The sequence below is a fragment of the Proteus sp. TSJ240517 genome, from assembly GCF_047921575.1.
GTDB lineage: Bacteria > Pseudomonadota > Gammaproteobacteria > Enterobacterales > Enterobacteriaceae > Proteus.
Genome location: NZ_JBLRMH010000005.1, coordinates 132,830 through 144,899, shown reverse-complemented (window position 1 = coordinate 144,899; position 12,070 = coordinate 132,830). Strand labels below are relative to the sequence as shown.

Genomic DNA, 12,070 nt, shown 5'->3' with positions numbered 1-12,070 from the left:
AGAGTGAATTATCATCAATATTATCCTGTTGATGTGGTAAATGGTCCTGGTACTCGTTGCACCCTGTTTGTTGCAGGGTGCATACACCAATGCCGAGGCTGTTATAACAAATCAACGTGGTCATTAACGTCGGGCAAGCCATTTACACAAGAAGTGGAAGATCAGATCATTGCTGATCTCCAAGACAGTCGGATTAAACGACAAGGATTATCACTTTCAGGTGGAGATCCACTACACCCTCAAAATCTTTCTGCTATATTAAAATTGGTAAAACGCGTTAAAACGGAATGCCCTGAGAAAGATATTTGGGTTTGGACTGGCTACTTACTGGCTGACTTAACCCCAGAGCAGCAAGAAGTCGTTAACTTTATTAACGTACTGATTGATGGGAAGTTCGTACAAGAACTTTATGATCCCGCATTACTGTGGCGTGGTAGTAGTAATCAGGTGATCCATAAATTGAAGTAATACACATTGAATTAAATTAACTGGAGGATGTATGCCTTTAAGTGATAATAAATATGTAAGCTTTTCTGAAGATCATGAACTGAACTACCATTTAAAAAAATGGGGTAAAAAGCAGTCTAAAGCGAATCGAGAACAACTCGTGAAGCTAGGCACCGAATTGAAAAAGAAACTCGGTGCTAAACATCTCCAGCATACTGAAATAGATGCTGAGATAGAAAAAAATCTTTCATCATTTGAGTAATCCCTAAAAGCCCATTTATATAATGGGCTTTTTTCTTACCATTCTTACTTAATCACTCCTGTTATCAAATGCGAATCATTTTCAAAAAAGATGGTCAAAGTGATTAGTTTTGTTTTATTATTAACTCTCTTGACTATTCTTTTTATGATGATATTTGATATGAAATTAGTACTCTTCCCTTTATTTTCAATAATTTTACTTTCGGGTTGCAGTAGTACTTGGGAACCCAAAGGCGCATCAGATTACACATTACAAGAAGCAAAGCTAATTTGTGATCTCGATGCCAATACTCGTTACCCTATCCGAAAAGAAGTGCTACAACGTACTGTTTATCGTGATGTACAAAGAACGTGTCGTAAAGATGATAAAGACCATTGTGGTGATAAAAAAACCTACACTGAACGCGTACCAATGACAGAAAGTTATGTTGAGGACATTAATCAAGAAGACAGAAGAACCTTCTATACTTCATGTATGTCTTTAAAAGGGTGGGAACAGAAAAATCATTATTTTTGGGAATAAAAGAAATTTGAGAAAAAATAATCAGCTTAATCACGCTGCCAATACAGCTTAGTCCCAAAACCTAACTGATTATTGACCATCTTAATTTCTTGTAATTGTAATTCCCATAAAGGCACATGGATGGCGGCTAATGCGACAGGAAAGCGTAAACAGTAATGTTTTCTTGCGTTGATGTCGTCCTTACCTGCCAGTAAAGCAACAGAACCCGTGAATTGAATACCTTGTAGATCGGATACTGCAATTTCTTGCGTACTAATACTTCCTGCAACTAATAAATTTTCCTGCATCATTTGAGCATGACGCGTTTTCTTTTCAGAAAGAAAAACAAGCCTCATCTGGCTTTCATCGAACCAATAAAAACAATTTGCACACCAAACATCACCTAATGAACGAGTTGTACATAAGGTAAACACATGGTTATCTCGAATGTATTGTTTAATTATTTTGATCGAGTCTAAAGAAGACATAATACACCTGTATAGATACAAAAAGAGACGCTGTTTAGCTGATAATTATATCATCAAAACGAGCGTCTTACCGCGTGTCTCTTATTACAGGTTATTTATCGAAAATAATTAAAATTAACGATAAATTTCAGCATTTACAGTGAGGTAATCGTCACCTGTTGCGCCAACAACTTTAAAGCCTTTTGCACCTTCATCTTTTGCAATTTGAGCAATTTTAGTGGTTAAACCATCTAAAGTATCGCTACCTGTGATTGTGATATACTCACCATTAACAGAAGGGCTTTTTGATACGCTATCAGATGCGATTGAACCGAATGAAATAGCACTTAAAGCTAATGTTGCAGCGATTAATGTAGATTTTTTCATAATAAACTCCAATTAAATTCTAATTTTGTTAGGTATCGCGGAGTGTCTCTCTGTGATATGGATCATACTATGCGCTTTAATTTAACTTTAAAATTAGCAATAATTGCTGTTCATTTTCAAAAAAATTGAATGTCATTTTATAAATAACAAATTATTCTGTCACAAATATTTCACAACATATTGATATATCTAATAGATTTCATTTTGATAAAACGATAAATTACTCAATTCAAAAATTGAGAAATATTATTTATCAAAAAAAAAGTAGCACGAAAAGGAAAAAATGATGGCTGATACAGTGTGGTCACTCTATATTGTCAGAAATCGTCTTGGCTATCTTTATACAGGGATAACGACAAACGTTGAGCGACGCTTTACTCAACACCAGAATGGAACCGGCGCTAAAGCACTGAAAGGAAAAGGACCTTTATTATTAGAGTTTCATTGCCAAATAGGCTCTCGGCAACGTGCTTCTCAACTTGAATACCAATTAAAACAATTGAAGAAAACGCAAAAAGAAAAGCTGATCAAAGACCAGCCTTCAGACATTGCGTTGTATTTAACACGATAGACAATCTGTTCGATTAAACCTCATCAAATAATGGCGAGAAATTCACTAAACCATGAATATTTTCAACATTACCATTATCGAGAGCATAGAACTGAAATGCCTCTTCGGTGTCAGGCCATTTGCAATGTAACCCTTGTGATTTTGCAGGAATAAAGCCTGATTTTTGATAGTACTCTGGCTCACCTAATACCACCACAGCGCCATAACCAAATTCATTTAGGCTATCTAACCCTTCATTAATCAGTTGGCGTCCAATACCTTGGTTCTGGAAATCAGGTGCAACAGCAAGAGGCGCAAGCCCTACCCATTGGCAATCGACACCATCAACATCAACGGGTGTAAAGCCAATGTAACCCATAACGTGGCCTTCATCATCGACTGCGACCATACCTAATGTCAGCAGTCCCTCTTCTCGTAAATGTCCCACTAAATCAGCTTCTGCACCTGTAGGAAACGCTTGACGTAAAAGGTTATCAATAGCTGGAATATCAACGGGAATTTCAACACGTATTAGCATGAAGTTGAGCTCAGTTCATGGCTGTGTAGAGTGTCTTCGGTTTCTTCTTGAAGCCCACTTTTTACAAACTCAGCCAGTTGTAATAAACCAAAACGCAACACAGATGGCATTGAGTCTAATTCAATTGCGTCCATCAGGTTCTTAACATATAACCCGAGTTCTGTATCACCCTCAATTTGTAGACGGCGTTGGAAAAATAAGGTGTCAGGATCTTCTTTGCGCGCAGCAATTAAAATAAGATCATTTGCATTTCCACTAAAGCTGACATCTTCTTTTTCTAAGCGACTGACCACTAATTTATCATCACAAACACTGATAAACCACTGTAAATGTAAGTCTCTTATCTCAACTTTTAGCCATTTATTTTCTAGAAAGTGCAAATCGCCTTCCGCTAAAGATTCACGAAATTGCCAGCTTAAAAACTGTTCTAAAATATCGCGTTGCAGAGCAAATGGGGTAACTTGTAAAGGGTAACGTAAAAAACGAGGTCCCTCTTTAACCAAATGGGTACGAATTTTGTTAAACACGTTCGGACTCCTATAAATAAAATTACGGGCTATTGTGCCAGATATAGACAGATATTCTGCGATCCTATATCAATATTCGGTTAATCCGTTGCTCACATTTTGTGTTCTTTGATTTTACTTAAGCAAAAAACGAAGTTCTCTGCCCTAAATCAAAACCTTTTTTTATCCTGCTCATTACAATTTCTGATCATTCTTAATTTCTAAAGGGAAGTGAAGATGGAATTGCTGTGCCCAGCGGGTAATTTACCTGCCTTAAAAGCGGCCATAGATAATGGTGCGGATGCCGTTTATATCGGCTTAAAAGATGATACTAATGCAAGACATTTTGCTGGTTTAAATTTCACAGAAAAGAAGTTACAAGAAGCGGTTAATTATGTTCATCGCCACCAGCGAAAATTGCATATTGCAATAAACACCTTTGCTCACCCTGATGGATTTGAACGCTGGCAAAAAGCCGTTGATATGGCGGCATCTTTAGGGGCTGATGCTCTTATCTTGGCGGATATCGCCATGTTAGAGTACGCTGCAGAGCGTTATCCTCATATTGAACGTCATGTTTCAGTACAAGCCTCAGCAACCAATACACAAGCTATTGAGTTTTATCAACGTAACTTCGATGTGGCTCGTATTGTTCTTCCTCGTGTTCTATCTATTCATCAAGTCAAACAATTAGCACAAACTAGCCCTGTACCTTTAGAAGTTTTTGCCTTTGGCAGTTTATGTATTATGGCTGAAGGTAGATGCTATCTCTCTTCTTATTTAACAGGTGAATCGCCAAATACGGTAGGTGCTTGCTCTCCTGCACGTTTTGTACGTTGGCAACAAACACCACAAGGGATGGAATCTCGCCTTAATGATGTCTTGATAGACCGCTATTCACCTGATGAAAATGCAGGCTACCCAACACTGTGTAAAGGTCGCTATTTTGTTGATGATCACTGTTATCACGCATTAGAAGAGCCTACGAGCCTCAATACTCTTTCACTCTTACCTGAATTAATGGCGATGAATATTGCGTCAGTTAAAATTGAAGGTCGTCAGCGTAGCCCTGCCTATGTAACAGAAGTGGCGAGAGTTTGGCGTGCAGCCATTGATCAATGTAAGAAAGATCCTCAAGGTTTTAGTACTAATCCACGTTGGATGAACGCGCTAGGAAAGATTTCAGAAGGAACACAAACAACACTGGGTGCTTATCACCGTAAATGGCAATAATAAGGATACGAAAATGAAATATGCATTAGGATCTGTACTTTATTATTGGCAAAAAGAGACACTTGAAGCGTTCTACGAAAAAGCAAAACAATGCGACGCTGATATTATTTATTTAGGCGAAACTGTTTGCAGTAAACGCCGAGAAACCAAACCTCAAGATTGGATAAACCTCGCCAAAGAAGTCGCTAAAAGTGGCAAACAAGTGGTTCTTTCTACCTTAGCGTTATTACAAGCACCTTCTGAATTGAAAGAAATTGCTAAGCTGGTTGATAACGGTGAGTTTTTAGTTGAAGCACATGATTTTGGCGTGATTAATATGCTTTACGAGCGCAATCTTCCTTTTGTTGCAGGCCACGGGCTTAACTGCTACAACGCTTATGCACTACGTTTGTTGCATAAACAAGGCATGATGCGTTGGTGTATGCCTGTTGAGCTTTCTCGCGAGTGGTTAAATAATCTTTTAAATCAATGTGAAAAATTAGGCATTCGCAATAAGTTTGAAGTTGAAGTATTGGCTTATGGGCATCTTCCTCTCGCTTATTCAGCACGTTGTTTTACTGCGCGTTCTGAAAATCGCTCTAAAGATGATTGTGAAACCTGTTGTCAAAAATACCCTCAAGGCCGTGAAGTATTATCACAAGAAAATCAGCGAGTGTTTGTGCTTAATGGCATTCAAACACAAAGTGGTTATTGCTATAACTTGGGTAACGATCAAGCTTCAATGGCAGGTTTAGTGGATATTATTCGCCTTTCACCTGAATCTGACGCTATTTTTGATACCTTGCAACAATTTCGCCAAAATGAGCAAGGTCAACAACCTCTTACAACGATTCATCATCATGACTGTAATGGTTATTGGCGTAAGTTGGCAGGATTAGAATTGGTGAAGTAAAGATATATGATACACTTAACAAAACATTTATAGATCAATTAAATCATTATGGATGTGGTGTAAGCGGTATTATTCCTTGGAGTTACCACGGTCTTTCATTAATAGATATTTCAAAATGGGAACCAAGAAAATTATCAATGGATTGTTGCCACCACATAGTAAATATTATTAGTAAAGATAAGATCTACAATATTGATAAATAAAAGCCCTTAAGGGCTTTTTATTTTGACTCACCACGATGATGTAACCAATGCTTAAACTGATGCGTAATATGTCTTAACTCACCATTACGTAGCATACCCACCAGCACACCTAATACCGTATAAATCACGCCTAAAACGAGCATCATCACGATATCACCCAATATACTTTGGAATGACAGCCCCATTTGGTTAATTCCCGCCATGGCGTTTACAGCCCATGTAGAAGGTAATGCAGATGAAATGGCAAATACCCAATCTGGCATTGCTTGTAATGGCCAGATTGTGCCAGAAATATAGAACACTGGTGTTGTCACAAAGGCTAGTGTCAGATAAATCATCTCAACACTGCGTAAGCATTCTGTAATTAACTTACCTAACCCTAAGACCGCCAATAAGAATGGGAAAGTCAGCATCCAAATCTGGTAAAGCGGCGCTTCCTGGCGGTAACCCAATACCCACGGCCACAAAGCAAAGAATACCGCAGATAAAAATAACCAAATCGGAATAAGTGCAGATAATGCCCCTAGATAAACCGCTAAAGGTGGCTTTCCTTTCGGGGTACTTCTCACCGCGATACTGACGCGGACACAAGCTATTAGAAGTGAGTGCTGTAATAGCATCACTAATAAGCCAGGGAAAATAATCGCAGCAAAACTTACCCCAGGGTTATACATCGCAATGGTTTCACCCTGAATAGGCTTTAATAGGATTTTTGATTGTTCAACACTAAAGCCTGCATTTCTCAAAATACGTCCATTGTAAGCATCTAATAACTGCTGATAAGCCAACATCAATTCTTGTTGAATTTGCCCGCTAGCCAGACGGTTTGTCGCATCACCAAATACAGGCACAGTAACATCTTTACCATTGAGTAGTTTTTTCTCAAAATCGGTTGGAACAATAATAATGGCAAATAACTCTCGCATAATCATATCGTGGCGAGCTTCATCTAAATTATCGTAATTCTTGATACTTAGTTTTGGTGTGGAGTTTAATGCGCGGATCAGTGAATAACTTGCGGGACTGTGATCTTGATTGATAACAGCCACAGGAAGATCCCACAGTACAGGCTTGGCATAAACCAAACTCATAATGCACAGAGAAACAATAAGTAACATCCACATGGGTTTTTCTAACATACCCAATAGAACACGCTTAAAGGTTTGGAAATACATTTGCATCATGCAACACCTACCTGTAATTCCAATCGTTTAAAAATACGTTTACGAACTAAAAAGGCGATAGCAAAAGGATAAATCAGCAAAAGTGAACACACATATAAAATGCCTTGTAGTGATACTTCTCTTAAGAAGATATCAAACATCGCATTTAAGGCGTGCGTTAATGGTTCTAAGTTAGAGATGATCCTTGCAGGCAATATCATCGAAAGCTCGGGCACAGCCATGCCTGAAAATGCCAATGCGATACTCACCAACATACCTATCATACTGTATGCCGTTATCGCACTATTGGTAAACGCAAAGAGCAGCAACCCCACACTTTGAGCTGCAATAATATAGAAGAATCCCACTAACACCATGTATAGCGGATTACCGTTCACCTTTGCCCCTGAAAAATGCACTAATGCCGCGAGTTCGACAATTAATAAGGTTAAGAAAAACAGCGTATAAGGTGTAAGCTTCCCAATAAGCGCAAAAGTAAAAGGCTTAATATTCAGGAGCATATTTCCTCGTGACAAAGAATAAATAGTACAAGTCACGACGAACAGTTGGAGCATATGGATCGTAGCCGCAAATTGCTGGTAATAAATATAACTCCCGCTGGCATTAAACAAACTGTCATAAGAGAGCGTAACTTTTGCCAATGGTGGAACGGGCTTATTCATCTCTTGCGCTAAAACAGTGCGATATTGCGCATTAAGCTCTGCAATGAGTCCGCTAAAGTCCTGAATCGCATAACTCCCCGCCGCATAATACAATCCGTTGTAATACATCCGTGTGGTCGGTTGCTTTCCTGCTAATACCTTACTTTCAAAGTGTCGAGGGATGGTCAGTATCGCGTAATCTTTTGCGCTACCTAATCGCTCCATTGCTGTGCGAGGATTACCATCTAGCGTATTTAATTGCGCATGAGAGCCTGCATTTAGGTCTCTTATCAGGGTCCTTGATAATGGACTATTGTCATTATTAATCACGGAAACAGGCAAGTTCAGCAATGTGCCTTCAGAAAAGTTAGCACTAATTAACGTAAACAACATCAATGGAAACAGCCAGCTTAGCCAGTGAAAAACGGGGCTACGAACTGCCATATGAGTTTCTCGTGAAAATGCGCTACTAAAGCCACGCCAAGCTGCCTTTACTCTCATTATTCGTCCTTATTTATCCCAGCGCCATAATGCGCTCATACCAGGACGTAGCCCTTCAATTGGCGTAACAGGATACAGTCGGATTTCAAATGTTTTTAAATCGAAATCACCTGTTGCTCTTGTTGCTCTTTTTGTTGCGTAGTCGCCCATTGGGGCGATATAGCGAATTTCAGCTTCTACTTCTTTATTGCCTAATGCGGGAACCGTGATAGTAATGCGATCACCTTTACGTATATCCGCTAAGATATCTTCGCGGAGGTTATAAACAAAATAAGCATCAGGAATTCGGATCAGTGTAGCAAGTGGGCTATTCGCGTTAAAAAGCTCACCAATTTCCGCAGGAATAGGACCAACTTCTCCATCCACTGGCGCTTTAACTTGTAGATCGTTTTGTTGGATCTTCAACTCAATAAGTTGTTGTTCTGCTTGTTGCACCGCCGCCGTATATTTGTGGCGTAATTCAATACGATCACCATTTTGGGCTTCATCAAGCTCAGCTTGCGCGGCTCTTACACGTTGTGAAGCAACATCACGGCTACGGCGTGCATTATCAAGTTCTGTCGCTGATACATAGCCTTTATTCGCCACAGCACTGATACGCTGATAATCTCTTGCTGAATTTGCAGCTTCCACTTTTGCTTGAGATAACACGGCTTCTAGGTTACGAATACTCTCTTCTCTTGTGCCATGTAATGACAAATCTAATTGAGCTTGTGCTTGTGCTTTAGCGGCTTCAAGTGCAGCAACTTGCGCATTGAGTTCGGGGCTTTCTAATGTGATCATCAATTGCCCCGCTTTTACATCATCACCTCGCTCTATATGACGCTCAATCACACGGCCTTTGGCTTTAGAGGCGACAATCACTTCCGGTGCATCCACTTCGCCTTGCAGTAATAAATATTGATTATGCGCGCGGAAAAGTATGGCTAATGCAATTAGTATTAGCATTAATAAAATAAGATAGATGGCTCTTTTTTTCATATAACGATTAGACCTTAATAGTGAAGTAGAACACTCACTGACGGAGTTATATTACACAATAACTCAGAATTTCTTTAAGAATTTTGTGCGCCAGATCACTGACGCAAAGGAATATTTTCTTTGAAAGTGCGATTAAGTTATTCTTATATCAAACTTTATCGCCTCATTAATAGCCCTGTTTTATCTGGTATTTTTATATTTATCAGATAAAGAAGAGAACGGTACTCGATACTTATGTACGAATTTGATCTTATTTTGCTGTTATTACAGCAAATGTGCGTTTATTTAATCATTGCTTGGTTTTTAAGCAAAACACCTTTATTTACGCCACTTCTACAGGTCACGATAAAGCTTCCGCATAAGTTGATGTGCTACGTCATTTTCTCTATTTTTTGTATTATGGGCACCTATTTTGGGCTACATATTAATGATTCTATTGCCAATACGCGTGCCATTGGTTCGGTATTAGGCGGATTACTAGGTGGCCCTTATGTCGGCTTCCTTGTCGGTTTTACGGGAGGCTTACACCGTTATTCTCTGGGCGGTATGACCGCATTTAGCTGTATGGTGTCTACTATTGTAGAGGGATTAATTGGCGGATTAGTTCACCGTTATTACGTCAAACGCGGGCAAATGCACCGCATATTTAATCCATGGACCGCAGCAGCCGTGACTTTCTTTGCCGAAATAATACAGATGAGCATTATCTTATTATTAGCTCGCCCATTTAATGAAGCGCTTGCCTTAGTGAAAGATATTGCTGCCCCAATGATTGTCGCAAATACCGTTGGTGCGGCGATGTTTATTCGAATATTACAAGATAGACGTGCAATATTTGAAAAATATACCAGTGCATTTTCAGCTCAAGCATTAAAAATTGCCGTTTGCACCGAAGGTATTTTGCGTAAAGGGTTTAATCAAGATAATAGCACTCGAGTGGCAAAAGTCATTTATCAAGAACTAAGAGTCAGTGCCGTTGCGATTACAGATAGAGAAAAACTCCTCGCCTTTATTGGTATTGGCGCTGATCATCATTTACTGGGTACACCTATTTCATCAGAACAATCCAAACAAGCCATCAATAATAATGAAGTTGTTTATGCAGATGGTAATGAAACACCTTACCGTTGTACGCTTTCACCCCATTGCAAACTTGGCTCAACCTTAGTTATTCCATTAAGAGGCGAAAATAACCAAGTCATTGGCACAATAAAACTTTATGAAGCTAAAAATCGCCTATTTAGTTCTATTAACCGAACCCTAGGTGAAGGGATTGCAAGTCTATTATCTGCACAAATTCTGGCTGGACAATATGAGCGAAATAAGCAATCTCTTTTAGAGTCAGAGATTAAACTTCTCCATGCGCAAGTGAATCCCCACTTTCTTTTTAACGCATTAAATACACTACAAGCAGTTATTCGACGTGATAGCGAACAAGCAAAGCAATTAGTGCAATTTCTCTCTGCTTTCTTTCGTAAAAATTTAAAAAGACCTGAAGCAGTTGTGACATTAAGTGATGAAATTGAACATGTGAATGCATATTTGCAAATCGAAAAAGCCCGTTTTCAGGAACGATTACAGATTGATATTCAAATTCCTGAAAGCCTAGCTAATGCCCGTTTGCCTGCTTTTTCGCTTCAACCAATGGTCGAAAATGCAATTAAACATGGAACATCACAGTTATTAGATACAGGAAAGATTACAATTAGAGCACACCAAGAGCACCATTTAATCATTATTGAAATCTGTGATAATGCGGGGCTTTACCAACCCCAATGCCCTTCTCATGAATTAGGGTTAGGAATGAGGCTGGTGGATAAGCGATTAAAATTACGCTATGGCGAACTTTATGGTGTTTTAGTGGAATGCCAAGCTGATGAATATACAAAGGTGAAAATTTGCTTACCTCTAGAAAAAAGCATGGATAACGTTGCATAACAATGAATATATTAATCGTTGACGATGAGCCGTTAGCTCGTGAAAATTTACGTTGTTTACTTGAAGTCGAAAAGGATATTCATATTGTTGGTGAATGCAGTAATGCAATTGAAGCCATAGGAGAGATACACCGTAAGAAACCCGATGTCGTCTTTCTTGATATTCAAATGCCACGCATTACAGGGCTTGAAATGGTCACAATGCTTGATCCTGAACATCGCCCGTATATCGTCTTTTTAACCGCATTTGAAGAGTATGCAATCCAAGCCTTTGAAGAGCACGCCTTTGATTATCTACTCAAACCTTTAGAGCAAGAGCGCCTAACAAAAACATTAAACCGTTTACGCCAAGGTAATAAGCAGAATATTGATCTCTTAACGCCTCCTGAAGAACGTTTAAAGTGTATTCCTTGTACAGGTCATAGCCGTATTTGGTTAATGCCCATTGATGAAGCGGTATTTGCCACATCAAGGCTCAGTGGGGTTTATGTAACCAATAATCAAGGTCAAGAAGGCTTTACAGAATTAACATTACGCACGTTAGAAACACGGACACAGCTGGTCCGTTGCCATCGCCAATATTTAGTGAATATGGATTATGTTAATGAGATTGTTTTTGGCGATAATGGGCAAGCGGAGTTGATATTACACAATAACAGCCAAATTCCTGTCAGCCGTCGATATTTAAAGCCATTAAAAGAAGCGATTGGCTTAAGCTAATTTGTTATAAATTAAAATCTGCACGTAAATCTAACCGATTTACTTGAATAAGCTTTCCTATTGTTTATATTGACAGAAATGTGTCGTAATAAATTTTATATTACTAATCAAATGATAAAA

15 protein-coding genes are annotated in these 12,070 nt (G+C 38.9%); 8 read left to right on the top strand and 7 right to left on the bottom strand.

Annotation, left to right across the window (positions count from 1 at the left end; all coding sequences use genetic code 11):
* Window positions 1–3: 3 nt before the first annotated feature.
* From nrdG to ACNARN_RS10600, 3 genes are all read left to right on the top strand, one after another.
* Entirely contained in the window at window positions 4–468 is a 465-nt protein-coding gene (gene nrdG / locus ACNARN_RS10610; protein ID WP_196533539.1) for an anaerobic ribonucleoside-triphosphate reductase-activating protein, read from the top strand.
* 31 nt (window positions 469–499) lie between these two features.
* Entirely contained in the window at window positions 500–709 is a 210-nt protein-coding gene (locus ACNARN_RS10605) for a hypothetical protein (protein ID WP_023583554.1), read from the top strand.
* Window positions 710–868: 159 nt separating this feature from the next.
* Window positions 869–1,231, top strand: a complete 363-nt coding sequence (locus ACNARN_RS10600) for a hypothetical protein (protein WP_232797614.1) — start codon at window positions 869–871, stop codon at window positions 1,229–1,231.
* Window positions 1,232–1,257: 26 nt separating this feature from the next.
* On the opposite strand, the gene ACNARN_RS10595 is transcribed toward ACNARN_RS10600, so the two are convergent.
* Both ACNARN_RS10595 and ACNARN_RS10590 read right to left on the bottom strand, forming a co-directional pair.
* The gene (locus ACNARN_RS10595) at window positions 1,258–1,698 is read right to left on the bottom strand and encodes a YhbP family protein (protein ID WP_198620210.1); all 441 of its coding nucleotides are present in this window, start codon (window positions 1,696–1,698) and stop codon (window positions 1,258–1,260) included.
* 114 nt (window positions 1,699–1,812) lie between these two features.
* A complete protein-coding gene (locus tag ACNARN_RS10590; protein ID WP_075673608.1) occupies window positions 1,813–2,064 on the bottom strand; it encodes a YdgH/BhsA/McbA-like domain containing protein in 252 nt (83 codons plus the stop codon).
* Between the two features lie 286 nt (window positions 2,065–2,350).
* On the opposite strand from ACNARN_RS10590, the gene ACNARN_RS10585 reads away from it, so the two are divergent.
* Complete coding sequence (locus tag ACNARN_RS10585; RefSeq protein WP_109372668.1) at window positions 2,351–2,635, top strand: GIY-YIG nuclease family protein; 285 nt, start codon at window positions 2,351–2,353, stop codon at window positions 2,633–2,635.
* A gap of 13 nt (window positions 2,636–2,648) precedes the next feature.
* Here ACNARN_RS10585 and ACNARN_RS10580 read toward each other — a convergent pair whose 3' ends face one another.
* Together ACNARN_RS10580 and ubiT are read right to left on the bottom strand one after the other, a co-directional pair.
* Window positions 2,649–3,152: a GNAT family N-acetyltransferase gene (locus ACNARN_RS10580; RefSeq protein WP_196533542.1), complete on the bottom strand. Its 504-nt coding sequence runs from the start codon at window positions 3,150–3,152 to the stop codon at window positions 2,649–2,651.
* Entirely contained in the window at window positions 3,146–3,679 is a 534-nt protein-coding gene (ubiT, locus tag ACNARN_RS10575) for a ubiquinone anaerobic biosynthesis accessory factor UbiT (protein ID WP_109372670.1), read from the bottom strand. The genes ACNARN_RS10580 and ubiT overlap by 7 nt, the downstream gene beginning before the upstream one ends.
* A gap of 216 nt (window positions 3,680–3,895) precedes the next feature.
* Between ubiT and ubiU the strand changes: the two genes are divergently transcribed.
* The gene (gene ubiU, locus ACNARN_RS10570) at window positions 3,896–4,891 is read left to right on the top strand and encodes a ubiquinone anaerobic biosynthesis protein UbiU (protein WP_088493968.1); all 996 of its coding nucleotides are present in this window, start codon (window positions 3,896–3,898) and stop codon (window positions 4,889–4,891) included.
* 13 nt (window positions 4,892–4,904) lie between these two features.
* The gene (locus ACNARN_RS10565) at window positions 4,905–5,783 is read left to right on the top strand and encodes a U32 family peptidase (protein WP_198620211.1); all 879 of its coding nucleotides are present in this window, start codon (window positions 4,905–4,907) and stop codon (window positions 5,781–5,783) included.
* A 220-nt stretch (window positions 5,784–6,003) separates the two neighbouring features.
* Here the strand turns inward: ACNARN_RS10565 and ACNARN_RS10560 are convergent, their stop codons facing one another.
* From ACNARN_RS10560 to ACNARN_RS10550, 3 genes are read right to left on the bottom strand one after another with little or no spacing between them, the layout of a single operon-like run.
* On the bottom strand, window positions 6,004–7,167 hold the full coding sequence (locus tag ACNARN_RS10560; RefSeq protein ID WP_196533589.1) for an ABC transporter permease: 1,164 nt from the start codon (window positions 7,165–7,167) through the stop codon (window positions 6,004–6,006).
* Entirely contained in the window at window positions 7,167–8,312 is a 1,146-nt protein-coding gene (locus tag ACNARN_RS10555) for an ABC transporter permease (protein ID WP_100157966.1), read from the bottom strand. Before ACNARN_RS10555 ends, ACNARN_RS10560 begins: the two co-directional genes overlap by 1 nt.
* Window positions 8,313–8,321: 9 nt before the next feature.
* Complete coding sequence (locus ACNARN_RS10550; protein ID WP_198620212.1) at window positions 8,322–9,293, bottom strand: HlyD family secretion protein; 972 nt, start codon at window positions 9,291–9,293, stop codon at window positions 8,322–8,324.
* A 234-nt stretch (window positions 9,294–9,527) separates the two neighbouring features.
* Between ACNARN_RS10550 and ACNARN_RS10545 the strand changes: the two genes are divergently transcribed.
* Window positions 9,528–11,231, top strand: a complete 1,704-nt coding sequence (locus ACNARN_RS10545; RefSeq protein WP_416304446.1) for a LytS/YhcK type 5TM receptor domain-containing protein — start codon at window positions 9,528–9,530, stop codon at window positions 11,229–11,231.
* Between the two features lie 2 nt (window positions 11,232–11,233).
* Complete coding sequence (gene btsR / locus ACNARN_RS10540; protein ID WP_109372676.1) at window positions 11,234–11,950, top strand: two-component system response regulator BtsR; 717 nt, start codon at window positions 11,234–11,236, stop codon at window positions 11,948–11,950.
* Window positions 11,951–12,070 lie beyond the last annotated feature (120 nt).